Annotated in this window: 19 protein-coding genes; 14 read left to right on the top strand and 5 right to left on the bottom strand. The window is 71.8% G+C overall.

The window, feature by feature from the left end; translation table 11 throughout:
- Positions 1 to 12: 12 nt before the first annotated feature.
- Positions 13 to 1,671 carry an ABC transporter substrate-binding protein gene (locus tag ACIPYW_RS00585; RefSeq protein WP_400409861.1) on the bottom strand — a complete coding sequence of 553 codons (1,659 nt, stop codon included), beginning with the start codon at positions 1,669 to 1,671 and terminating at the stop codon, positions 13 to 15.
- A 31-nt stretch (positions 1,672 to 1,702) separates the two neighbouring features.
- On the opposite strand from ACIPYW_RS00585, the gene ACIPYW_RS00580 reads away from it, so the two are divergent.
- From ACIPYW_RS00580 to ACIPYW_RS00570, 3 genes are all read left to right on the top strand, one after another.
- Entirely contained in the window at positions 1,703 to 2,320 is a 618-nt protein-coding gene (locus ACIPYW_RS00580) for a TetR/AcrR family transcriptional regulator (protein ID WP_290132362.1), read from the top strand.
- A 16-nt stretch (positions 2,321 to 2,336) separates the two neighbouring features.
- Positions 2,337 to 3,887: a hypothetical protein gene (locus tag ACIPYW_RS00575; RefSeq protein ID WP_400409859.1), complete on the top strand. Its 1,551-nt coding sequence runs from the start codon at positions 2,337 to 2,339 to the stop codon at positions 3,885 to 3,887.
- A gap of 68 nt (positions 3,888 to 3,955) precedes the next feature.
- Positions 3,956 to 5,509 carry a hypothetical protein gene (locus tag ACIPYW_RS00570; RefSeq protein ID WP_400409857.1) on the top strand — a complete coding sequence of 518 codons (1,554 nt, stop codon included), beginning with the start codon at positions 3,956 to 3,958 and terminating at the stop codon, positions 5,507 to 5,509.
- Positions 5,510 to 5,668: 159 nt separating this feature from the next.
- Here ACIPYW_RS00570 and ACIPYW_RS00565 read toward each other — a convergent pair whose 3' ends face one another.
- The gene (locus tag ACIPYW_RS00565; RefSeq protein ID WP_400409854.1) at positions 5,669 to 6,706 is read right to left on the bottom strand and encodes a cation diffusion facilitator family transporter; all 1,038 of its coding nucleotides are present in this window, start codon (positions 6,704 to 6,706) and stop codon (positions 5,669 to 5,671) included.
- A gap of 248 nt (positions 6,707 to 6,954) precedes the next feature.
- On the opposite strand from ACIPYW_RS00565, the gene ileS reads away from it, so the two are divergent.
- From ileS to ACIPYW_RS00540, 5 genes are read left to right on the top strand one after another with little or no spacing between them, the layout of a single operon-like run.
- Positions 6,955 to 10,236 (top strand): isoleucine--tRNA ligase, encoded by a 3,282-nt coding sequence (gene ileS / locus ACIPYW_RS00560; protein WP_400409851.1) that lies wholly within the window; start codon positions 6,955 to 6,957, stop codon positions 10,234 to 10,236.
- Complete coding sequence (locus tag ACIPYW_RS00555; RefSeq protein WP_400409848.1) at positions 10,233 to 11,687, top strand: bifunctional folylpolyglutamate synthase/dihydrofolate synthase; 1,455 nt, start codon at positions 10,233 to 10,235, stop codon at positions 11,685 to 11,687. Before ileS ends, ACIPYW_RS00555 begins: the two co-directional genes overlap by 4 nt.
- Positions 11,684 to 12,091, top strand: a complete 408-nt coding sequence (locus ACIPYW_RS00550) for a DUF4233 domain-containing protein (protein WP_290132357.1) — start codon at positions 11,684 to 11,686, stop codon at positions 12,089 to 12,091. Before ACIPYW_RS00555 ends, ACIPYW_RS00550 begins: the two co-directional genes overlap by 4 nt.
- A gap of 33 nt (positions 12,092 to 12,124) precedes the next feature.
- Positions 12,125 to 12,544, top strand: coding sequence for a nucleoside-diphosphate kinase (gene ndk / locus ACIPYW_RS00545; RefSeq protein ID WP_175327866.1), 420 nt, complete (start codon positions 12,125 to 12,127; stop codon positions 12,542 to 12,544).
- Positions 12,545 to 12,581: 37 nt separating this feature from the next.
- Positions 12,582 to 13,430, top strand: a complete 849-nt coding sequence (locus ACIPYW_RS00540; protein WP_290132356.1) for a thioredoxin domain-containing protein — start codon at positions 12,582 to 12,584, stop codon at positions 13,428 to 13,430.
- A gap of 386 nt (positions 13,431 to 13,816) precedes the next feature.
- Here ACIPYW_RS00540 and ACIPYW_RS00535 read toward each other — a convergent pair whose 3' ends face one another.
- The gene (locus ACIPYW_RS00535; RefSeq protein ID WP_290132355.1) at positions 13,817 to 14,668 is read right to left on the bottom strand and encodes a thioredoxin domain-containing protein; all 852 of its coding nucleotides are present in this window, start codon (positions 14,666 to 14,668) and stop codon (positions 13,817 to 13,819) included.
- 99 nt (positions 14,669 to 14,767) lie between these two features.
- The gene (locus ACIPYW_RS00530) at positions 14,768 to 15,370 is read right to left on the bottom strand and encodes a vitamin K epoxide reductase family protein (protein ID WP_400409844.1); all 603 of its coding nucleotides are present in this window, start codon (positions 15,368 to 15,370) and stop codon (positions 14,768 to 14,770) included.
- Between the two features lie 337 nt (positions 15,371 to 15,707).
- Here ACIPYW_RS00530 and ACIPYW_RS00525 point away from each other — a divergent pair, with 337 nt between their 5' ends.
- Positions 15,708 to 18,569 carry an Rne/Rng family ribonuclease gene (locus ACIPYW_RS00525; RefSeq protein ID WP_400409842.1) on the top strand — a complete coding sequence of 954 codons (2,862 nt, stop codon included), beginning with the start codon at positions 15,708 to 15,710 and terminating at the stop codon, positions 18,567 to 18,569.
- A 2-nt stretch (positions 18,570 to 18,571) separates the two neighbouring features.
- Positions 18,572 to 19,474 (top strand): hypothetical protein, encoded by a 903-nt coding sequence (locus ACIPYW_RS00520; protein WP_400409839.1) that lies wholly within the window; start codon positions 18,572 to 18,574, stop codon positions 19,472 to 19,474.
- A gap of 115 nt (positions 19,475 to 19,589) precedes the next feature.
- Here the strand turns inward: ACIPYW_RS00520 and ACIPYW_RS00515 are convergent, their stop codons facing one another.
- Positions 19,590 to 19,862 carry a DUF4031 domain-containing protein gene (locus tag ACIPYW_RS00515; RefSeq protein ID WP_290132351.1) on the bottom strand — a complete coding sequence of 91 codons (273 nt, stop codon included), beginning with the start codon at positions 19,860 to 19,862 and terminating at the stop codon, positions 19,590 to 19,592.
- Between the two features lie 179 nt (positions 19,863 to 20,041).
- On the opposite strand from ACIPYW_RS00515, the gene rplU reads away from it, so the two are divergent.
- From rplU to proB, 4 genes are all read left to right on the top strand, one after another.
- Complete coding sequence (gene rplU, locus ACIPYW_RS00510) at positions 20,042 to 20,350, top strand: 50S ribosomal protein L21 (RefSeq protein ID WP_058724856.1); 309 nt, start codon at positions 20,042 to 20,044, stop codon at positions 20,348 to 20,350.
- 14 nt (positions 20,351 to 20,364) lie between these two features.
- Entirely contained in the window at positions 20,365 to 20,619 is a 255-nt protein-coding gene (gene rpmA, locus ACIPYW_RS00505) for a 50S ribosomal protein L27 (protein WP_096898671.1), read from the top strand.
- Positions 20,620 to 20,704: 85 nt separating this feature from the next.
- Entirely contained in the window at positions 20,705 to 22,264 is a 1,560-nt protein-coding gene (obgE, locus tag ACIPYW_RS00500) for a GTPase ObgE (protein WP_400409835.1), read from the top strand.
- A gap of 7 nt (positions 22,265 to 22,271) precedes the next feature.
- Positions 22,272 to 23,087, top strand: a complete 816-nt coding sequence (gene proB, locus ACIPYW_RS00495; RefSeq protein WP_400409833.1) for a glutamate 5-kinase — start codon at positions 22,272 to 22,274, stop codon at positions 23,085 to 23,087.
- Positions 23,088 to 23,112 lie beyond the last annotated feature (25 nt).

Here is a 23,112-nt window from a genome sequence, read left to right as displayed (position 1 = left end):
CGAGCGCGGGTGTCAGCGGTCGATCCAGGCCGAACCGAACCACGGGGTGGAGACGGCCGTGGTGCGCACGTCGTGCACCTTCGTGGAGACGAGGAAGTGGTTCTGCTGGTCGTAGAGCGGGAGGACGGTCGCGCTGGCGAGGATGTCCTTCTGTGCCTGCTCGTACAGCTCGCCGCGGTCGTGCGTGTCGGCGGTCCGTGCGGCGCGCTGCAGCAGCGAGTCCACCGTCGGGTCGTCGAGCTGCGCGAGGTTCGCGAAGTAGCCCGACGGGGCCGGCTCGATGCTCGCGCTGTCGTAGAGGATGCGGAGGACGTCGGCGCCGACCTTCGTGTACGGCGCACTGACGACGTCGTACTGGTTCGCCGCGAGGGCCGCGTACCAGCTGGAGAGGTCGAGCTCCTTGATCTGCACGTCGAAGCCGACCTCCTTCTCGGAGGCCTGGATCTGCTGGAACAGGCTGCGCTCGGCGGGGATCGACTGGTTCGTCGACACCGGGAACGTCACCGTCAGGCGCTTCCCGTCCTTCGTGCGGATGCCGTCCGAGCCCTTCTTCCACCCGGCCTCGTCGAGCAGCTTGCCGGCCTGCGAGGCGTCGTGGTCGAAGAGCTCCTCGCCGTCGGCGGACCAGGCGAACGGCTCGACGCTCGACAGCAGCGAGTACGAGCGCTTCGCGGTGCCGAGGAACAGGGACTTGATGCCAGGGTCGACGTCGGCGCCGTGGATGAAGGCCTCGCGGACCGCTTCGTCCTGGAACACACCGTGGCCGGAGTTCAGCTCGAGGCGGTTGGAGGCGCCGGGGCGCGGGGCGTCGAGGTCGCGGATCGACCCACCGGCCCCCGCCGCACGGATCTGGTCGGGCTGGGCGTTGTCGATGACGTCGACCTGGCCGGACTGCAGTGCCGCGTAGCGCGAGGTCGAGTCGGGCAGGAAGCGCCAGGTGATGCCGTTCAACCGGGGCTCGGTGGTGCTGCCGGCCGGCTTGCCGAGGGGCGTGTAGTCGGCGTTCTTCTCCAACGTGACCCGGTCGCCGTGCTTCCAGTCCGTGATCCGGAACGGCCCCGTGCCGACGGGGGACTCGCAGTTCTGCGCCTGCGAGCGTTCGAGCGCTTTCGGGGACTCCATGCCGACCCAGGGCTGCGAGAACGACTCGAGCAGGGCGCTGTCCGGACGGCTCAGGGTGAGCGTGACCGTGTGGTCGTCGGTCGCGGTGGCCTTCGTGATCGACTGGAGGGCGAGGTACCCGGTGCTCGACGCGGTCTTCGGGTCCTGCACGTGCTCGATGTTCGCCACCACGGCGGCGGCGTCGAACGGGGTGCCGTCGGTGAAGGTCACGTCGTCGCGGAGCCGGAAGGTCAGGGTCGTGCCGTCGCTGTTCGTCTTCCACGACTCGGCGAGCGCGGGGACGGGTCGGCCGTCCTCGAGCGCGGTGAGCTCCTCGATGTACTGACTGGACAGCAGCGCTTGCGGGTAGTTGCCGCCGACGTGCGGGTCGAGGCAGGTCGGTTCGGCGTCGCCGGACGCGTAGACCAGGGTCCCGCCCGCGACCGGCGTGCTGCTCGTCGACCCGCCTCCGCCGCCGGTGCAGGCGGTGACGGCCAGGAGGATCGTGGCGGCGCCCGCCAGGGAGGCCGCAACGCGCGCGCGGCTTTTCTGTACTGAGTCCAACTTCATGGCTGGTCGAGTCTAGCGGTTTACTGGGCGCATGGACCTCGAGCGTGGCGACGACGACCGTGCTCGCCGCGGTGGCCGGCCACGCCGGTCCAGCGCCGACGTCCTCGCCGACGCTGCGGCGGAGCTCTTCCTCGAGCAGGGGTACGGCCGGACCACCGTGGACCAGATCGCCGCACGTGCCGGGGTGAGCCGCGCGACGTTCTTCAACTACTTCGCCGCGAAGTCCGACGTCATGTGGCTCGAGCTCGACGCCGCGGTCGCCGCGATCCCCGGGCTGCTGGACGCGTCCGCCGAGCCGAGCCCGGTGCGTGCCGTCGAGGACGCCCTGCTCGCCGCGGCGCGCCAGCACGACCCGGAGCGGGTGCCGTGGGCCGTCGCGCAGGCCGAGGTCATGGGGATCGGCCCCGAGCTCGTGGCGAGCGTCGCCGCACGGGTGATGCAGCAGCACGGCGCGGTCGCGGCGTTCGTCGCCGGCCGCACCGGCGACCGGGCCGGGGCGCTCTGGCCCCAGACGGTGTCCGGCGCGATGCTCGGTGCGGCCGCGGCGGCGTTCGGCGTGTGGGTCGGTGACGGCGTCGGCCGGGGACCGCTCGTCGAGTACGTCGCGGCGGCGCTCACGCCCGTCGCGGACGGTCTCGACGCCGCCTGACGGGTACTGTCGCGGGATGCGACGCGCCGAGCTCCCCGCCGGACCCGGCCACCCGAGCCGCGTCGGCGGGCTCGCGGCGCCGCTCGTCGGACTCGTGGCCGCGCTCGTCTCCGTGACCGGGTCGTGGGTGCCGTCCGCCTGGGTGGACGAGGCCGCGACGATGAGCGCGGCGAACCGGACACTGCCGCAGCTCTGGCACATGGTGCAGAACGTCGACGCCGTGCACGGCCTGTACTACGCGGTGATGCACCTCTGGTTCCAGGTCGTGCCGTACAGCCCGTTCACGCTCCGGCTGCCGAGCGCCGTCGGGGTCGGACTGGCCGCTGCGCTCACGGTGCTCCTCACCCGTCGGTTCGCGGGCACGTGGGCCGGGATCGTCGCCGGACTGGTCTTCGCCGTCCTGCCCCGCGTGACCTTCGTCGGCGCGGACGGCCGGTCGTACGCCTGGACCACCGCGACGGCGGTCGCCGCGACGCTCGTGCTCTGCGTCGCCGTCGAGCGCACCGACCGACGGGCGCCCCTGGCATGGCTGTGGTGGGTGAGCTACGCGGCGGTGACGCTGCTCGGGGCGTTCCTGTTCCTCGACACGGCCCTGTCCCTCGTCGCGCACGGTCTCACGGTGCTGGTCTGGGCGATCCGACGCTGGCGTCGGCAGGGGGTCGCCGCCGCGCTCCGACTCGCACTGTCCTGGCTGGCCGCCGCCGTCGTCTCCGCCGTCGCCCTGCTGCCCTTCGTCCGTCTGACCTCCGGGGAGGCGGCGAAGCAGCTGTACTTCCTCGGCCGCTTCGCCCTCGACCGGACGAACCTCGAGGCCATCGCGACCAAGCAGTGGTTCGGTGGGACGACGGCGCTCGCGGTCCTGTTCGCGGTGACCGCGGCCGTGGCGGTCGTCAGCGCCGTCGCGGTCCCGCGTCTCCGGGCCCGACTGCCGCTCGTCGAACTGCTGCTGCCGATCGTCGTCGTCCCGACCGTGGTCGTCGTGGTGGTCTCGCTCCTGGTCCGGCCGCTCTACATCGCGCGCTACTTCACCTTCGGCGCCCCGGCCGTCGCGATCCTCATCGCGCTCGGACTCGTCTGCGTGCGGTGGAAGGTCGTCGGCGTGCTCGGGGTCGCGCTCGCCGTGGTGCTCGCGTTCCCCCGGTGGCAGCACCAGCGGGAACCGGGCGCGAAGCAGGGCGCACGCTGGGACGAGGTCGCCGCACTGGTCGCCCGCGAGCGTGCCGCGGAGCCGGCGGGCACCCGGGACGGCGTCTTCCACGGCCCGCTCCCCGGGCACGCGAACCGCACGACGGAGTTCATCGCGACGACCTACCCCGATGCCTTCCGCGGCATGCGGGACCTCACCGTGACCCGCTCCGCGGTCTCGATCGGCGAACTGTGGGCCGAGCGGCTCCCGGTGGACGACCCGGCGGTCCCGACCGCCGGCGTCGACCGGGTCTGGTGGATCGGAGTGGAGAGCCGCGACCAGCCGCGGATCCCACGGGTCAAGCTCGAGCGCCGCGGGTGGACCGTCATCGCGACCCACCGGGCGGGCGGCGTGCTCGTGCTCGTGATGGCCCGGTCCTGAGTGGATCCGCGGGCCGGGCGCGCCGCAGCCCCAGTGTCTTCCCGCCCGGTCCCGTACCCTCGGGGATCGTGACCAGCAGCGTGCTCGACCCCGGCGTCCGCCGCGGTCCGACCCGTGATCGCCAGGACGCCGGACGGGCGCACCGCGGCCTCCTCGCCACGGCGTTCGTCGTGCTGGCCGTGCTCGGCGCCTTCGTGGCCTCGTGGCACCTCGGGCGGCAGACGCCGCACACCGACGAGTTCACCTACGCCGGTGCCGGGTGGCAGTACGTGCACGGTGTGTTCACCGCCAACCTCGAGCACCCGCCCACGGCGAAGTACCTGTTCGGCGCCGCGGAGCTCGTCCTCGGCGAAGGCGTCCGCGCAGCACGCGTGGTCGCCGCGCTCGCATCGTTCGCCACCGGACTCGTGCTGTTCGCCTGGCTGCGCCGACCGATCGGTCCGTGGGGCGCGCTCCTCGCCGCCGGCTGGTGGTGGCTGACGCCGCGCTCCGACTCCCCGACCTGGGCCGACGTCGCGTCGGGAGCGGCCGCGCGGATCGACCGGCTGGCACTCCTCGAGCCGGTGATGACGTTCTTCGCGGTCGCCGCCGTCGCCGCAGCCTGGCACGCCGTCACCCGCGGCGGTCCCGACGACCGACGCTGGTGGACCGGCACCGGGTGGTGGGTGCTGTCCGGCGTGCTCCTCGCGCTCTCGGTCACGTCGAAGGTCTCGACCGCGGTCGTGGTCCTCGCGATCGTGGCGTCGCCGGCGCTGTTCCGGCGCTGGCGGACCTACGCCACCGGGGGAACGGCCGCGGTGCTCGGCTTCGCCGTGGTCTTCGTCGCCGTGTACCTCCCCGTGGGCGGTCTCCGTGCGATCGACTACATGATCGCGTTCCAGGGCAAGCACGACGTCGACGGCCACGAGATCATGCTGCTCGGACAGCGGTACGAGCTGGCACCGTGGTGGGCGAACTTCGTCCGGGTCGTCGACGGCGCCGGTTGGCCCACGGTCGCCGTGCTCGTGGTCGGGATCGTCGCCGCGCTGGTGGTCCGCCCCGACCGGCTCGTCGTGGTGCTCGGGATCGCCCTCGGCGCACTCGTGGTGTTCTACTGCACGTCGAACGTCTCGCTTCCGCACTACTACCAGGCGTGGATGCCGTGGGCGATCGCCCTCGCCGCGACGGGGGTCGTGCGCGCAGCCCGGGCACGCCCACCCGTCACCACCGTGGTCGCGGTCGTCCTGGTCGCGGTCACGCTGCTCCCGGCGGCGGTCCTCGTCCGGAGCGTCGCCGAGACGCGGGTCACCGGCTTCCCGCGGCTCGACCCGGTGCTCGCGGCCCAGGGCGTCCCGGCGAGCGACCGGATCCTCGTCGCAGGGGCGGCGGGAGCGTCGTTCGCACACTTCACCGGCGGACGTGCGTCGGCGGAGGACCCACCGCACGGCGAGTTCGGCGTCGTGGTCGAGGCGACGGACACGCGCTTCCCGATGAACCCGGCGGTGCGGCGGCTCCTCGTCGCCGAACCGCAGCGCTTCCGGTCGTTCCGGGTCGACTTCCTGCGCGTCTGGGTCGTCCGGGGGGACGACCTGCTCCGGGCGGAGGGCGGTACCGCGACGATCGTCGCTCCGCCTGGGAGCTGACGCGCGGTCACGCCCGAGCGAGCGGCCGCTCGCCGTGCCGTGCCGGCCGTCCGGCGCGCAGGCGCGCACGGCCGCCGGTCCGGCGCGCAGGCGCGCACGGCCGCCGGTCCGGCGCGCAGGCGCCCGCACGGCCGCCGGTCCGGCGCGTGCGCGCGCGCCCTACCGCTCGGTCCGCAGGGTCCCGGCCCCGCCCGCCGCGACGTCCTCCACCGTGCCGTCCCGCACCGTCGCGGGGACCTCGCCGTCACCACGGGACACGAGCGACTCGTCACCGGGGATGCTCAACGTCAGCACCGCCTCCTCGATGTACCGGCTCTCCTCCAACGACGCCTCCACCCGTCGCAGCCGCACGGCCACGTGGTCCTCGTCCTCGTTGCCGGTCAGGTCGACGGCGGCCACGAGGAACACCCGCGACGGTCCGACGAACTCGAGGTGCAGGTAGGTGACCCGCTCGACCTCGTCACGGCGGAGCAGCTCGGACAGCACCGCGTCCTCGAGCTCCGGCGAGGTGGCCTCGCCGACCAGGAAGCGGCGGTTCCGCTCGATGAGGATGATCGCCACGACGCCGAGCAGCAGCCCGACCGCGATGGAGCCGATCGCGTCGAACACCGCGAGCCCGGTGAACTGGTGCAGGAAGACGCCGAGGAACGCGATCACGAGGCCGATGAGCGCCGCGGCGTCCTCCGCGAACACCGCCCGGAGCGTCGGGTTCGACGACTGCAGCACGTGGCGGAGCACCGGGACGCGGCGCTTCGTGGCGGCTCCGTGCGCCTGGCGGTACGCCTGCACGAAGCTCGTGCCCTCGAGCAGGAACGCGACGCCGAGCACGAGGTAGTTGAGCAGGAGGTCCTCGGCGGGGCCGGTCTCGCCGAGCTCGGTGATGCCGTGCCAGATCGACACCACGGCGCCCGCGGTGAACAGGCCGAACGCGGCGAACATCGACCAGATGTACGTCTCGCGGCCGTAGCCGAGCGGGTGCTTCGTGTCCCGGGGCTTGGCGCCGCGACGCTCGGCCACGAGCAGGAAGATCTCGTTGCCGGTGTCCGCCCACGAGTGCGCGGCCTCGGCGGTCATGGACGCCGACCCGGAGATCAGCGAGGCGACGGTCTTGGCGATCGCGACGAGCAGGTTCGCGGCGAACGCGATGATGACGGTGAGGAGCGATTCGGGGCGCTCAGGCTCATCGGAGGACGGCATCGCTCCAGCATGCTCCGCTCGGGTAGACTCGTCCCAGCAGGCGTCGAACCGGCCATCACCGGGGAGCCTCCGGAGGAACCCGGCAGTCGGCACGACCGACGGCCGGCAGTAGAACCGGGCGGACCGGACCGCACCCCTTCCGGCGAACGAGCGGTCGGACGCAGCGCGAGCGGTGTCCGGCAAGCGAGGTGGTACCGCGGAGCACGCTCCGTCCTCGTGGAGACGAACCGAACCCACAGGAGCCCACGGTGCGCTACCCCCTCAACCGTCCTGCAGACGACACAGCAGCCGGCGTCACGCCGTCCCCGTCCTTCCCCGCCGTCGAGCAGGGGATCCTCGCCTTCTGGAAGGGCGACGCGACGTTCCAGGCGTCCATCGACCAGCGCGAGGGCTGCCCGGAGTGGACGTTCTACGACGGCCCGCCGTTCGCCAACGGCCTGCCGCACTACGGGCACCTGCTCACCGGGTACGCGAAGGACGTCTTCCCGCGCTACCAGACCATGCGCGGCAAGCAGGTCCACCGCCGCTTCGGCTGGGACACGCACGGCCTGCCCGCCGAGCTCGAGGCGATGCGGCAGCTCGGCATCACCGAGAAGCACGAGATCGACGAGATGGGCGTCGACGTCTTCAACGCGGCCGCCAAGACGAGCGTCCTGCAGTACACCGACGAGTGGCAGCGGTACGTGACACGCCAGGCTCGCTGGGTCGACTTCGAGAACGACTACAAGACCCTCGACGTGACGTTCATGGAGAGCGTGCTCTGGGCCTGGAAGCAGCTCTGGGACAAGGGCCTGGCGTACGAGGGCTTCCGTGTGCTGCCGTACTGCTGGAACGACCAGACACCGCTGTCGAACCACGAGCTGCGCATGGACGACGACGTCTACCAGTCGCGGCAGGACCAGTCCGTCACGGTCGCGTTCCCGCTGCGCGGGACCCGCGCCGAGGCGCTCGGGCTGGCCGATGTGCGTGCGCTCGCCTGGACGACGACCCCGTGGACGCTCCCGACGAACGCGGCCCTCGCGGTCGGTCCGGCGATCGCGTACGCGGTCGTCCCTGCAGGGCCGGGAGGCGCGGCTGACGGTGGTTCCGCCGGCTCGGCCCAGTACCTGCTCGCGTCCGACACCGTGGCCGCGCACGCGAAGGACCTCGGCTACGAGAGCGCGGACGACGCGCTCGCCGCCGTGCTCCGCACGGTCGCCGGCGCCGAGCTCGACGGCGTCGAGTACGAGCGGCTGTTCGACCACCTGGCCGACCAGGAAGGGTACGAGAACGCGTGGCGAGTGCTCGTCGCCGAGTACGTCGAGACGGGCGAGGGCACGGGCATCGTGCACCAGGCTCCGGCCTACGGCGCCGACGACCAGGAGGTGTGCGCGGCCGCGGGCATCCCCGTGGTGCTGTCGCTCGACGAGGGCGGTGTGTTCACGTCGCAGTTCGGCGAGGTGGCCGGCATGCTGTGGTCGGACGCGAACAAGCCGCTCACCAAGGCCGTGCGTGACGCCGGGCGCCTGCTCCGCCAGGCGTCGTACGAGCACAGCTACCCGCACTGCTGGCGCTGCCGCAAGCCGCTCATCTACAAGGCCGTCTCGTCGTGGTTCGTCCGGGTCACCGACTTCCGCGACCGCATGGGCGAGCTCAACCAGGACGTCAACTGGGTGCCGGACAACGTCAAGGACGGCCAGTTCGGCAAGTGGGTCGGGAACGCGATCGACTGGTCGGTCTCCCGCAACCGGTACTTCGGCACGCCGATCCCGGTGTGGCAGTCGGACGACCCGGCGCACCCGCGCACGGACGTCTACGGTTCGCTCGAGGAGATCGAGCGCGACTTCGGCCGGCTGCCGGTGAACGCCGAGGGCGAGGTCGACCTGCACCGCCCGTTCATCGACGACCTCACCCGACCGAACCCCGACGACCCCACGGGGAAGTCGACGATGCGCCGGATCACCGACGTGTTCGACGTCTGGTTCGACTCCGGGTCGATGCCGTACGCGCAGGTGCACTACCCGTTCGAGAACCGCGAGTGGTTCGAGGCGCACAACCCGGCCGACTTCATCGTCGAGTACATCGGCCAGACGCGCGGCTGGTTCTACGTCATGCACGTGCTGTCCACCGCGCTGTTCGACCGCCCGGCGTTCCGCAACGTCATCAGCCACGGCATCGTGCTCGGCTCCGACGGGCAGAAGATGTCGAAGTCGCTCCGCAACTACCCGGACGTCTCCGAGGTGTTCGACCGCGACGGTGCCGACGCGATGCGCTGGTTCCTCATGTCGTCGTCGGTGATCCGCGGCGGCAACCTCGTCGTCACGGAAGAGGGGATCCGCCAGGGCGTGCGCGAGTTCCTGCTCCCGCTCTGGTCGACGTACTACTTCTTCACCCTCTACGCGAACGCGTCGGGGGAGTCCGGCGCAACAGCATCCGAGGGGTACGGGGCACAGCGCAGCACCGCGAGCACCGACGTGCTCGACCGGTACCTGCTCGCGAAGACCCGCGTGCTCGTCGCGGACGTCACGGCGCACCTCGACGCCCTCGACACCCCGCTCGCGGCGCAGGCCGTCCGCGACTTCGCCGACGTGCTCACGAACTGGTACGTGCGACGCTCGCGCGACAAGTTCTGGGCGGGTGCGGCGTCGAGCCCCGAGGCCCGGGCGGCGTTCGACACGCTGTACACCGTGCTCGAGACGCTCACGCGCGTCGCGGCGCCGCTCGCACCGCTCGTCACCGAGGAGGTCTGGAAGGGCCTCACCGGCGGTCGGTCGGTGCACCTCGAGGACTTCCCGTCGGCCGACGAGTTCCCCGCGGACGACGCCCTCGTCGCCGCGATGGACCGCGTGCGCGACGTCGCCTCGAAGGGCCTCGCGCTCCGCAAGTCGACCGGCAAGCGCGTCCGACTGCCGCTCGCGACGCTCACGCTCGTCGTCCCGGACCCCGCGGCGGTCGAGCCCTTCGCGGACATCCTCCGCGACGAGCTCAACGTCAAGCGCGTGGTGCTCGAACAGCAGGCCGAGGAGTCGCTGGCGCAGTACGGCATCGAGCGGAAGCTGACCGTCAACGCCCGCGCCGCCGGCCCGCGCATCGGCAAGCAGGTGCAGCAGGTGATCCCGGCGGCGAAGCGCGGCGACTGGGTCGCGACGGACGCCGGCGTGACGGTCGGCGGCATCGACCTCGTCGCGGGCGAGTACTCGCTCGACCTCACCGTGGCCGACGACTCGGTGGCGGTGGCGTTCCTCGACGGCGGCGGCTTCGTCGTCCTCGACACGGTGACGACCCCCGAGCTCGAGGCCGAGGGCCTGGCGCGCGACGTCGTCCGTGCCGTCCAGCAGGCCCGCCGCGACGCCGACCTCGACGTCAGCGACCGCATCACCCTGACGCTGGGGGTGTCCGACGACGCTGCCGAGGCGGTCCGGGTACACCGCGACCTCATCGCGGGGGAGACCCTCGCGACCGCGGTCGAGGTCGTCCCGCTCGCCGCGGGCGCGACGACGACCGACGTCGGCGAGGCAGCGACGGTGTCCGTGGAGGTGGCACGCGCATGAGCGACCAGAACGAGCACGAGTACGACGACGAGAACGCCGAGGGCATCGAGATCCCGGCAGGGCCCGCGAGCCCGGCGCCGGTCGACCCGTCCCCGGCCGACGGGGACGACGACGAGGTCCGCCGCGTCCAGGCGGCCCTGTACGCCCGGATCGGCGAGCAGGCGCCCGAGCACCGGCTGAGCGCGACCCGACGCGCGGTCGAGCTCCTCGGCGACCCGCACCTGTCCTACCCCGTGATCCACATCACCGGCACGAACGGCAAGACGTCGACCGCCCGGATGACCGAGAGCATCGTCCGCGCCCACGGCCTCCGCACCGGGCTCATGACGAGCCCGCACCTGGTGTCGATCCGGGAGCGCATCGTCATCGACGGCGAGCCGATCGCCGCGGACCGGTTCGTCGAGAACTGGGACGACATCGCGCCGATCCTCGAGATGACCGACGAGGAGCTCACGGCGAAGGGCGAGCTGCCGCTGACGTTCTTCGAGGCGCTGACCGTCCTCGCGCTCGCGTGCTTCGCCGAGGCGCCCGTCGACGTCGCCGTGATCGAGGTCGGCATGGGCGGCGAGTGGGACTCCACGAACGTCGTGCAGAGCCAGGTCGCGGTGTTCACGCCGATCGCGATGGACCACGCGAAGCAGCTCGGCAGCACCGTCGCCGAGATCGCCCGCACGAAGTCCGGCATCATCAAGCCGTCCTCCGCGGTCGTGTCGAGTGCACAGACGCCGGATGCCCTCGCCGAGCTCGAACGGGCGGCCGAGCTCACCGAGTCGACGCTGTCGGTCGAGGGCACCGGCTTCCGGGTCACGAGCGACACGCCCGCGGTCGGTGGGCAACTCATCAGCGTGCAGGGCCTCGCCGGCACCTACGACGACCTGTTCGTGCCGCTGTTCGGCGCGCACCAGGCCCACAACGCCGCCGTCGCGATCGCCGCCGTCGAGTCGTTCCTCGGGCGCGGCTCGCAGGCGCTCGACGAGGACGTGCTCTCCGAGGGGCTGGCCGCGGCGACGAGCCCCGGGCGCCTCCAGCCCATCGCGCAGGACCCCGTGGTCGTCGTCGATGCCGCGCACAACCCGCACGGAGCCACGGCCCTCGCCGACGCGCTGCCGGTGGCGTTCCCCTCCGAGCACGTCGTCGGCGTCGTCGGGATCCTCGGCGACAAGGACGCCCGCGGGTTCGTCCGGGCGCTCAAGGACACCGTGCAGACCTTCGTCGTCACCCAGCCGCCGGGGGAGCGGGCGCTCGACGCCGACGCCTTCGCGCGCATCGTGGTCGACGAGGTCGGCGCGGACCGTGTCGTCGTCGAACCGGCGCTCGACCAGGCGCTCCAGGAGGCCCGGGACCTCGCGGACGAGGCGGAGGCCGAGGACGCGCTCGTCCTCGTCGCCGGTTCCATCGTGATGGTGGGCGCGGTCATGGACCTGGTGCACGCGGAAGGCGAGACGAAGTGACCGAGCCGAACCGTGCCTCCAGGCCGGTCCGTCAGCGGAAGCCGCGGCGCGACCGCGGCGCCCGCGAGAGCCTGCTCGCGATCACCCTCGGACTCGAGGCCGTGATGTTCTTCTTCCCGATGCTCGTGACCTTCGGGAAGCAGACGCTGCCGCCGGCCGTGGCGTTCGGCGGCGGCATCGGCGCGATCGTCGTGCTGGCGCTGGCCTCGCGGCTGACCGGCAACCGCGCCGGTGTATGGTTCGGGTGGCTGCTGCAGGCGGCCATCCTCGCCACCGGCTTCATCGAACCGTTCATGTTCGCGGTGGGCGCGGTGTTCCTGGCGCTGTGGGTCTACTGCTTCGTCAAGGGCGGTCAGCTCGACCGGCAGAACGCCGCACGACGAGCCGCTGCCGGCGAGGGCTGACCACCACCCCACGACCCCGTCAAGGAGTTCTGCATGTCCGACTTCGAAGAGACCCTGGTCCTCGTCAAGCCCGACGGCGTCGCCCGCCAGCTCACCGGCGAGATCCTCCGTCGGATCGAGGCCAAGGGCTACGAGATCGTCGACCTCAAGATGCTGACCGCGCCGCGTGACCTGCTCGACGCGCACTACGAGGAGCACCAGGGCAAGCCGTTCTTCGAGCCGCTCGTGGAGTTCATGCAGTCCGGCCCGGTCGTCGCGGTCCGCGTCGCGGGCAACGGCGTCATCGCGGGCTTCCGCTCGCTCGCCGGCACCACCGACCCGACCTCGGCCGCGCCCGGGACCATCCGCGGTGACCTCGGCCGCGACTGGGGCCTCAAGGTCCAGCAGAACCTCGTGCACGGCTCGGACTCCACCGAGTCCGCGGCCCGTGAGCTCGGCCTCTGGTTCGCGTGAGCGACGACCGACACGCGCGACCGCAGGAGCGAACGGCATGACGAACAACGACCGACCGACCAAGAACGAGCGGCGCGCCCACGCACGTGACGTCGCCCGCCAGCGCGCCGAGGCAGAGCGCCGTCGCAAGCGCCGCAACAAGTGGTTCCTGCAGGGCGGCATCGGCCTGGGCATCATCGCGATCGCGGCCATCGTCGCGATCGTGGTGGTGAACGTGAACAGCGCGAACACCGTCTCCGCGACGGGTCCGAAGAACATGATCACGGGCGCGATCCAGTTCACGGGCAAGGACGGCAAGGTCACCCCCGTGGAGACCGGCGCCGTGGCGGCGAACGCCACCGCCTCGCCCGCACCGACGGCGAACGCCGACGGGGCAGCCTCCGTCGTCGAGTACGTCGACTGGGCGTGCCCGGTGTGCAAGCAGTTCGAGGCCGCGTACGCCGACCAGATCCTCGACAAGGTGCAGTCCGGCGACGCCACCCTCGCGATCCACCCGGTGTCGATCCTCGACCGCAACTACCAGAACTCGCGGTACGCCAGCCGGGCCGCGAACGCCGCGATGTGCGTCGCGAACTACGACCCGGACAAGTTCCTCGACGTCCAGACGCAGTTCTTCGACAACCAGCCTGAGGAGGGCACGAAGGGCCTCACGAACGACCAGATCGCGGACCTGGTCAAGAAGGGCGGAGCGACCGGCTCCAAGCTCTCGGAGTGCCTGTCGACCGAGCAGTTCAAGGGCTGGGTGACGAAGACCACCGACGCCGTGCTCGCCGACCCCGCGCTGCAGGGCACGCAGGGCTTCGGGACGCCGACCGTCGTCGTGAACGGCGAGAAGCTCGCGAACCTCACGGACGTCATCACGAAGATCGACGCCGCCGCGAAGTAGCACCCGCACCACGGACACGACGCCCCGCTCCGGACCGGAGCGGGGCGTCGTGCACGCGGCAGCGACGCACCGGCCGGCCGCGGACTGCCGGCCCGGCCGATCGGCGCCGGGGCGGAGCCGACGGACCGATGGAGCGGGGGCGAGTTCGGTTCCGCTCCTGGCCGATCGGGTGTGCCGAGTCCGGGGTTCGCGAACCGCAACGGCCAAGAGCGTCCAGGGAGGACCCGTCGCTCGGTCCGCCCGCCGCCTGCCGCCTGCCGCCTGCCGCCTGCCGCCTGCCGCTGGCCGCTCCGGGCCCGCTGCTCGCTGTCCGCAGCGAGCAGCCCCTGTGCCGTCCACACGGGGGACGGCACAGGGGCTGCTCGTGGAAGTGCGGGGTGCTGGCCCTACGCCTTGCCGCCGTTCTGCAGCACGAACGCCGAGAACGCGTCGGTGTCGGTGAGCGAGCCGCTGTACTGCTTCCCGTTGACGATGACGGTCGGCGTCCCGGTCAGCTTGTCGAGCGACGAGTTCGGGAGCTTCTCGTTGAGCACCCGGTCGGTGGCGTCCGCGACCCACCCGGCGAACCTCTGGTCGGTGATGCACGTCGCGACGTCCTTGCTCGTCGCACCGGCCTTCGCCGCCAGGGACGCGAGCTCGTCGTTCGTCAGGCCGCGGGTGTTCTCCGACGGCTGGTTCGCGTACAGCGCGGTGTTGTACGCGAGGAAGTCGTCCGGGTCGTCGTTCGCCACGCAGGCGGCCGCGGCGGCGGAACGCGTGGAGTACTTCGAACCCTGTGACACCCGGTCGAGCAGGTTGAAGGGGTGCAGCTCGAGTGTCGCCGAACCGTCCTTCACCCACTGCTGGATCTGGGACATCTGGGCGGTCTCGAACTGGTTGCAGTAGGGGCACATGTAGTCCGAGTACACGGTGATGTTCGCCACCGAGTCGTCCTGCTTCGTCGGTGTCGGCTTCCCGCCCTCGGGGATCGCCTTCGTCGTGACCGGCTCGATCTTCCCGTCGACGCCGTGCAGCACGATGCCGTCGCTCGCCATGTTCGCGGGACCCGGGCCCGCCGGTTGCACCGAGTTCGCGATGACCAGCACGATCGCGCTGACGACCGCGAGGCCACCCACGATGATGCCGCTGATCGTCAGCGTGCGGTTGCGGCGCCGGCGCGCCTGCTGCTTCTCGCGAGCGATCCGGGCACGCTCCCGTGCCTCGGCCCGCCGCGCCTTCTTGCCCTGGTCGTCACTCATCGTTTCCGAGCGTAGGTGCCCCGGCGGCGTGGATCGGCCGTCCTGGCTGGGAAGGCCCCACGAATCCGGTGACGTGTCACCGAGAGGCGTCGGCCCCGCCTAGAAGCTCTGGAAGAAGCGCGGGAAGACGATGATGATCGAGACCGCGATGACGAGGTAGTTCGCGAGCGGGAACGCCCAGCAGAACGGCAGCAGGGTCTTGCCGACGCGCTGGACCCCGGCGCCGAAACGGCCCTGTGCGGCGTTCCAGATCGTGAACACCCAGAACATCGGGATGGTCATCGACCACACGAGCATGCACCACGGGCAGAGGGCCCCGATGAACCACACGGTCTGTGTGAACAGCCACGTCACGAAGACCCAGGCGAGGAACACCCCCGCGTTGAACACGACCCAGAACCACCGGGATCCGTTCCGGAAGCCGGCGAGCAGCATGACGGCCACGGCGATCGGTGCGACGAACCCCATCACACCGAGGAGCGGGTTCGGGAAGCCGAGCAGGTGCCCCTGCGCGCTCGTCATCACGTCGGAGCAGTTCACGAACACGTTGACGTCGCACGACAGAGCGGTCTTCGGGTTCTCGTACTTCGCGAACTCGTCGAGCACGAGTCGGAAGGACGCGTACAGCCCGACGACGCCGGTCACGAGCAGGAACACCCCCATCGCGATCGGACGGCGGTGGAGGGTACGCGGCGTGCTCACGCGGTCATCATCGCACGCGCGATCCGGTCGTTTCCGTGAGGGGCATGCGATGATGGTGAGGTCGCACGACCGGACACGGTCACGCGGCGTGAGCTTTCCGGGCTGGTCCCGGACCGAACAGGCACGGTGAGAGCGTGCCGCGACCGGAACACGCGTCACTCCGACGCTCCGCGAAGCCCGGGCCGGGTGCCCGGGGACGAACGGGCGCGGACGCACCACAAGTTGCCGCGGACCGGTCGCGAACGACAACGAGCACGGGGGCGTGGACGCCACCCGACACACGAGAATTCCCGCCGCCCGACAGGGCTCGAGCGGGGCCGAGGAGTGCACCAGTTCCATGGTGGAGCAGAACAACAACGACAACACGAAGAACGACGAGACGCCGAAGCGCCGGAGCCGCCTGTTCGGCGGTCGCCGAGCCCGCTCGGCCGACCTGGAGGCCCGGGGGGACGTCGAGCAGTCGGCTCCCGTCGAGCAGACGGCCGGCTCGCGGGACGTCGCCGCGTCGGCCGCGGAGGCTCCCGTCGCCGACGCCCCGGCGGAGGTCGGCACCGAGACCGTCGCGCTGACCGACGACGCGGCACCCGCGGTGTCGGTCGCGGTCGAGGCGACGGCGGGCGGTGACGAGCCGCACGACGTGAGCACCCTCACCGGCGACCTGCCGGTGGTCGCCACGGACGACGCCGCCACGGAGATCGCCGCCGCACCGGAGACGGGCGTGACCGCCGCGGCGGACGCGAGTAGTGCCTCCAGTCCGGCGGAGCCCGTCGACGAGCCGTTCGTCCCCCGCGCGACCAGCACGACGAGCCTGATCTTCCACGCGCCGGTCCTCCCGGACCTGCCGCCGCGTGCGCCCCGCTCGGCTCCCGAGGACGACGAGGACGAGCAGGGCGGCGGCCGTCGCCGTTCCCGCCGTCGCGGAGGCAGCTCGTTCGGTGGCGCCGCCGAGCCGGCCGAGCCGCGCCGTCGTGAGCGCGAGCGCGACCGCGAGCCGGAGCTCATCACCGAACCGCAGCGCATCAAGGGCTCGACGCGACTCGAGGCCAAGAAGCAGCGCCGGCGCGACGGCCGTGATGCCGGCCGTCGCCGTCAGGTGATCACCGAGGACGAGTTCCTCGCCCGCCGCGAGAGCGTCGACCGCCAGATGATCGTGCGCTCCAGCTCGCAGAAGATCGAGATCGGCGTCCTCGAGGACGGCGTGCTCGCCGAGCACTACGTGACGAAGTCGCACAACGTGTCGCTGATCGGCAACGTCTACCTCGGCAAGGTGCAGAACGTGCTGCCCTCGATGGAGGCGGCGTTCGTCGACATCGGCCGCGGTCGCAACGCCGTGCTCTACGCGGGCGAGGTCGACTGGAACTCCGTGGACACCAGCCACGGTCGGCGCATCGAGTCGGCGCTCAAGCCCGGCGACAAGGTGCTCGTGCAGGTCACGAAGGACCCGGTCGGCCACAAGGGCGCGCGCCTCACCTCGCAGGTCTCGCTGCCCGGCCGCTACCTCGTCTACGTGCCGAACGGCTCGATGAACGGCATCTCCCGCAAGCTGCCCGACACCGAGCGTGCGCGCCTGAAGAAGATCCTCAAGGAGGTCCTGCCCGAGCACGCCGGCGTCATCGTCCGCACGGCTGCCGAGGGCGCGACCGAGGAGCAGCTCACCCGCGACGTGCAGCGTCTCACGAGCCAGTGGGAGGCGATCCAGAAGAAGGTCGCGAACGGGCACGCCCCGGTCATGCTGCACTCCGAGCCCGACCTGCTCGTCAAGATCGTGCGGGACGTCTTCAACGAGGACTTCACCAAGCTCATCATCGACGGCGACGCCGCACGCGGGACCATCGAGGACTACCTCGACGCCGTCGCGCCGGACCTCAAGGACCGCGTCGAGATCTACGACGGCCCGGACTCCTTCGAGGAGTACCGCCTCAACGAGCAGATCGAGAAGGCCCTCGACCGCAAGGTCTGGCTGCCCTCCGGTGGTTCGCTCGTCATCGACCGCACCGAGGCCATGACGGTCGTCGACGTCAACACGGGGAAGTTCGTCGGGTCCGGCGGCAACCTCGAGGAGACCGTCACGAAGAACAACCTCGAGGCCGCCGAGGAGATCGTCCGTCAGCTCCGTCTGCGGGACATCGGCGGCATCATCGTCGTCGACTTCATCGACATGGTGCTCGAGTCGAACCGCGACCTCGTGCTGCGTCGACTCGTCGAGTGCCTGAGCCGCGACCGCACGAAGCACCAGGTCGCCGAGGTCACCTCGCTCGGCCTCGTGCAGATGACCCGCAAGAAGATCGGCGTCGGGCTCCGCGAGTCGCTCGAGGAGGTCAACGCGAAGGTCAACGACAACAACGCCGACCCCGGCCCCTCGAAGGGTCGTCGGAAGAGCCGCGGCGGCAACGGCGGCGGGTCGAACGGCAACGGTGGCAACGGCACCGGCAACGGTGGCTCGAACGGCAACGGCGGTACCTCGTCGAACGGCCACGGCTCGCAGACCCACCAGATCACCGACGACGTGAAGAACGCGCTGTCCCGCATCGCGGCGTCGACCCTGCCGCACGAGGAGCGCGCCGCCGCCGAGGCCGCCGCTGTGACCGGCGTGGCAGTCACCGGTGTCGCGGACCCGGCCACGCCGGAGTCCGCTCCGGAGGCACCCGCCTCGTCGACGTCCTCGTCGTCGTCGTCGTCCGAGGCTCCCGCCGAGTCCTCGGGTGCTCCGAAGCGTCGTCGTCGCCGTGGCAGCCGCAGCGGCGGCGAGCCGCAGGCCACCGGTGCCTCGACGTCCGTCGACGAGTCCGGGGCCGTGGCCGCCGGCGGGTCGACGTCGTCGACTGCGGACGCGGACGTGTCGGCCGATGCCGCTCCGGTCGCGGACGCCCCCGTCGAGGCGGCGCCGACCGCCGATGCTGCCCCGGCTTCGACCACCCCGGTCCGTCGTCGGGTCAGCTCGAGCGCCCCGGTGACCCCGACCGAGAACACCGTCGCGATCCTCGACATCCCCGTCGCCGTCACGAAGCGCGAGCCCCGTGCCGTGCCCGCGGCGGACGCGGAGTCGCTGCTCGACTCGGTCCTCAACGCGCTCCCGGAGCCGAAGCAGCCCGGTCAGGGCCGCTCGCGCTCCCGACGGGTGTCGTCGCCGAGCATCAGCGCACCGGCGTCCACCGAGGGCGACGCGCCCGAGGACGGCGCCGTGATCGTGGGGAACTGAGCGTGACGAACGCGGGGGACCAGGGGCAGCACGACCGCGGGTACTACGGCGCGGGCTGGCAGCAGCCCGCGCCGGTGCCCGGGCCCGGGCCGATGCCCGGGCCCGGGTCGGCGACCGGTGTGCCGTACGCGCCGCCGGCACCCGCGCAGCGTCGCCGTCCGACCGGCGACCCCCGGCGCGCGTTCGCCCCGGGCGCGTCCGTGACGAACACGACGGGTGCGCTCATCGCGGTCGTCTCGGTGATCGTGGTCGAGTTCGTGTCCGGACTCGTCGGGCTCCTCGGCACCTCCCTCGTGGTGAGCCCGTTCGCGCGCTACGGCGCGGGGGACAGCATCGTCGCGGGGTTCGTGCACGGGGTCTTCCTCGCACCCCTGCCGTTCCACGTCGGCGCGTTCCTCGCGCTCGCGTTCCTGGTGCCGGTCGCACGGCGGAGTCCGCTGCCCGTGATCCTCCTGCGTGCCGTGCTCGCCGGGGCGGCGGGGACGATCGCGCTCGCGCTCGTCGGGGTGTTCACCGGTGCGTTCGGCGCGGTCCGCGGGTTCGGGGCAGCTCGACTCGTGACGAGCATCGTGACGGTGCCGCTGCAGAGCGGCCTCCCGCTGACGCTCATGCTCGTGGCCACGACGACGGCCGCGTGGCTGTGGCTCGGACGCCCGCGAGGCGGTACGCGCCGGCCGCTGGGTGCCCCTGGGACGCTCCGGCAGCCCGATGCCGTGCCCGCGGCCACCGTCCAGGGCGCGGGAGGCTCCCAGCAGCAGCCGAACCCGTACGCGCCGCCCGTCGGGCAGCAGCAGCCGAACCCGTACGCGCCGCCCGCCGGGCAGCAGCAGCCGCCGATCACGCAACAGCCGCCCGTCGGGCAGCAGCAGCAGCCCGCGAACCCCTGGGTGCCGCCGCAGCGCTGACGCGACCACGCAGGCGTCCCGGCGGGCGTGGCGGGACCGACCCGTGCCTCCAGGCCGGTGCCGGAGTCGAGCCGTGCGTGTCCCGGCGCCGTCCCGCAGGACGGGCGACCGCCCCTCAGGACGGGCGCTTGTCCCGCTGCGCCACCCGGAGGCCGCTGCGGATGAGCCGGAGCACGAGCTCCCGACCGGTCACCGGCGTCGCACCGGCGGCCACGAGCTCGTCGTAGCGGGCCATCGGCACGTCGTAGTGGTCGTGGTCGAACCCGCGACGGGGGAGACCGGCGGCACTCGCGAAGGCGTGCAGTTCGTCGTACGATTCGTCACTGACGAGGTGCGACCACAGTGTGTCGTGCGCAGGCCACGTCGGCGGGTCGATCAGGACGGTCACCCGCCAATGGTACGTGTGTCGCCGTTTGACCGGACCCGGTCGGATCGAGTATTCTCGATCCCTGGTGTCAGCGGGCCGTTCTGCCTGCGTCGCCGATCGGGCCCGGCCTCCCCGGGAGCCGCTCGTGCAGCAGTGGGCACCCGAGACTTCCCTCAAGCAGAGTACGTAAGGAATTCCACGTGGTTTACGCAGTAGTGCGCGCCGGCGGCCGTCAGGAGAAGGTCGAGGTCGGCACGATCCTCACGATCGACCGTGCCAAGGCCGACGACAAGGGCAAGATCAAGCTCGCTCCGGTGCTCCTCGTGGACGGTGACACCATCACGTCGGCCGCGACCGAGCTCGCGAACGTGACCGTCACCGCCGAGGTGCTCGAGGACCTCCGCGGCCCGAAGGTCGTCATCCAGAAGTTCAAGAACAAGACCGGGTACAAGAAGCGCCAGGGCTTCCGCGCTGAGCTCACCCGCGTCAAGATCACCGAGATCGCGTAAGGCGGGAGTAGAAGATGGCACACAAGAAGGGTGCGAGCTCCACTCGCAACGGTCGTGACTCGAACGCACAGCGCCTCGGCGTGAAGCGGTTCGGTGGCGAGGTCGTGAACGCCGGCGAGATCATCGTCCGCCAGCGCGGCACGCACTTCCACCCCGGCGCCAACGTCGGCCGCGGTGGCGACGACACGCTGTTCGCCCTCTCGGCCGGTTCGGTCGAGTTCGGCACCAAGGGCGGCCGCAAGGTCGTCAACATCGTCGGCGCTGCGTAAGCGACCCACGATCTGACTCTGCGGGAGGGGCGGGCCACGTGCCCGCCCCTCCCGTTCTCTGTTTGCAACACCAAGGAGTGGACCCATGGCGACCTTCGTCGACCGCGTGACCCTGCACCTCAGCGCGGGGGACGGCGGCAACGGCTGCGTGTCGGTCCGCCGTGAGAAGTTCAAGCCCCTCGCCGGCCCGGACGGCGGCAACGGCGGTGACGGTGGCGACATCGTGCTCGTCGCCGACCCCCAGGTGACGACGCTGCTCGGCTACCACCGGTCCCCGCACCGTTCGTCGAAGAACGGCCAGCCGGGCATGGGTGACATGCGGAGCGGGATCAGCGGCGAGACGCTCGAGCTCCCCGTCCCGATCGGCACCGTCGTGCACGACGAGCGCGGCGAGGTCGTCGCCGACATGACCGAGCCCGGCATGCGCGTCGTCGTGGCCGCCGGCGGTCAAGGCGGTCTCGGCAACGCGGCGCTCGCGACGACGAAGCGCAAGGCGCCCGGGTTCGCGCTCCTCGGCACCCCGGGGGAGTCCGGCGACGTCAGCCTCGAGCTGAAGACGATCGCCGACGTCGCCCTCGTCGGGTTCCCGAGCGCCGGCAAGTCCTCGCTGATCGCCGCGGTGTCCGCCGCGAAGCCGAAGATCGCCGACTACCCGTTCACGACCCTGACGCCGAACCTCGGCGTCGTCGAATCCGGTTCCACCCGCTTCACCGTCGCCGACGTCCCCGGCCTCATCGAGGGTGCGTCGGAGGGCAAGGGCCTCGGGCTCGAGTTCCTCCGCCACGTCGAGCGCTGCGAGGCCCTGCTCCACGTCATCGACTGCGCCACCATGGACCCGGGCCGTGATCCGATCAGCGACCTCGACGTCATCCTCGGCGAGCTCGAGCGCTACCCGGTCCCGGAGGGCCAGGTGCCGCTGCTCGAGCGTCCGCAGCTCGTCGCGCTGAACAAGATCGACGTGCCGGACGCCGCGGAGCTCGCCGACTTCGTGCGCGCCGAGCTCGAAGGCCGCGGCTACCGCGTCTTCCCGATCTCCACGGCCTCGCACAAGGGCCTCCGCGAACTGACCTTCGCCCTCGCCGACATCGTCGAGCGCGCCCGTGCCGAGCGCGCTGTCGAGCCGCAGCCGGAGCGCATCGTCCTCCGCCCGAAGGCCGTCGACGAGGTCCCCTTCACCGTCCGGGCCGAGGGCGGCGAGGAGCACCGCTTCTACCGTGTCCGGGGTGCCAAGCCCGAGCGTTGGGTGCAGCAGACGGACTTCACCAACGAGGAGGCCATCGGCTACCTCGCCGACCGCCTCGCCAAGCTCGGGGTCGAGGACGGCCTGTTCAAGGCCGGGGCGGTCGCGGGCTCCACGGTGGTCATCGGCGGCGACGGCGGCACGGTCTTCGACTGGGAGCCGACGCTGACCTCGACCGCCGAGCTCATCACGAGTGCACGCGGCACGGACTCCCGGATCGGCGCGACCTCGCGACCGACCCGCAACGAGCGTCGCGAGGAGTACTTCGAGCGCATGGACGCCAAGGCCGCCGCGCGTGCCGAACTCGAGCAGGAGCGCATCTCCGGCCTGTGGGCGGACGACGACGCGGACGACGCCGACCCGTTCTCCGGTGAGGTCGAGCGCCACCACGAGGGCAAGGACTGACCCGGGCATGACCGAGGCGACCGACACCGACCTGGGCCGGGTGCGCTCGCGCGCGGACATCCCGCGGGCGCGACGACTCGTCGTGAAGGTCGGGTCGTCCTCCGTCAGCGGCGAGAACGTCGGGCAGATCGGCGCCCTCGTCGATGCGCTCGGTGCCGCCCACGCGCGCGGCACCGAGGTGGTGCTGGTCTCCTCGGGCGCCATCGCGACCGGGTTCCCGTTCCTCGGGCTCGAGGGACGCCCCGACGACCTCGCGACGCAGCAGGCGGCGGCGGCGACGGGGCAGAACGTGCTGATGTTCCGGTACCAGAAGGAGCTCGACCGGCACGGGGTCGTCGCGGCGCAGATCCTCCTGACGGCCGGCGACCTCCAGAACCCCACGCACCGGGTGAACGCGCAGCGGGCGATCGACCGGCTGCTCGCGCTGCGGGTGCTGCCGATCGTGAACGAGAACGACACCGTCGCGACGCACGAGATCCGCTTCGGCGACAACGACCGGCTCGCGGCGCTCGTCGCCCGGCTGCTCGGGGCCGACGCGCTCGTGCTGCTCTCCGACGTCGAGTCGCTCTACACCAAGCCGCCGCAGCAGCCCGGCGCGGAGCCGATCGAGCACGTGCCGTACGGCGACGAACTCGCAGGGGTGACGTTCGGGTCGATCGGTGCCGCGGGCGTCGGGACCGGTGGTGCCGGCACGAAGGTCGCGGCGGCTCGGCTCGCAGCGGACGCCGGGACGTCGGTGCTCGTGACGGCGACGTCGTTGGTGGCGTCGGCACTGGCGGGCGAGGACGTCGGCACCTGGTTCGAGGCGGCGCCGCGGGCGTAGGTGCGCGGCTGGCGCCCGGGCGCGA

Source organism: Curtobacterium sp. NPDC089689 (genome assembly GCF_044749145.1).
In the GTDB taxonomy this organism is placed as follows: domain Bacteria; phylum Actinomycetota; class Actinomycetes; order Actinomycetales; family Microbacteriaceae; genus Curtobacterium.
The sequence above is the reverse complement of the archived record's forward strand: the minus strand, read 5'-3'. Positions and strand labels throughout refer to the sequence as shown.

What these genes read in the sequence shown, in the direction of transcription:
- ACIPYW_RS00585 (WP_400409861.1), bottom strand. Translation starts at nt 1,671, where the DNA reads ATGAAGTTGGACTCAGTACAGAAAAGCCGCGCGCGCGTTGCGGCCTCC.
- ACIPYW_RS00580 (WP_290132362.1), top strand. Translation starts at nt 1,703, where the DNA reads ATGGACCTCGAGCGTGGCGACGACGACCGTGCTCGCCGCGGTGGCCGG.
- ACIPYW_RS00575 (WP_400409859.1), top strand. Translation starts at nt 2,337, where the DNA reads ATGCGACGCGCCGAGCTCCCCGCCGGACCCGGCCACCCGAGCCGCGTC.
- ACIPYW_RS00565 (WP_400409854.1), bottom strand. Translation starts at nt 6,706, where the DNA reads ATGCCGTCCTCCGATGAGCCTGAGCGCCCCGAATCGCTCCTCACCGTC.
- ACIPYW_RS00555 (WP_400409848.1), top strand. Translation starts at nt 10,233, where the DNA reads ATGAGCGACCAGAACGAGCACGAGTACGACGACGAGAACGCCGAGGGC.
- ndk (WP_175327866.1), top strand. Translation starts at nt 12,125, where the DNA reads ATGTCCGACTTCGAAGAGACCCTGGTCCTCGTCAAGCCCGACGGCGTC.
- ACIPYW_RS00540 (WP_290132356.1), top strand. Translation starts at nt 12,582, where the DNA reads ATGACGAACAACGACCGACCGACCAAGAACGAGCGGCGCGCCCACGCA.
- ACIPYW_RS00535 (WP_290132355.1), bottom strand. Translation starts at nt 14,668, where the DNA reads ATGAGTGACGACCAGGGCAAGAAGGCGCGGCGGGCCGAGGCACGGGAG.
- ACIPYW_RS00525 (WP_400409842.1), top strand. Translation starts at nt 15,708, where the DNA reads ATGGTGGAGCAGAACAACAACGACAACACGAAGAACGACGAGACGCCG.
- rpmA (WP_096898671.1), top strand. Translation starts at nt 20,365, where the DNA reads ATGGCACACAAGAAGGGTGCGAGCTCCACTCGCAACGGTCGTGACTCG.
- obgE (WP_400409835.1), top strand. Translation starts at nt 20,705, where the DNA reads ATGGCGACCTTCGTCGACCGCGTGACCCTGCACCTCAGCGCGGGGGAC.
- proB (WP_400409833.1), top strand. Translation starts at nt 22,272, where the DNA reads ATGACCGAGGCGACCGACACCGACCTGGGCCGGGTGCGCTCGCGCGCG.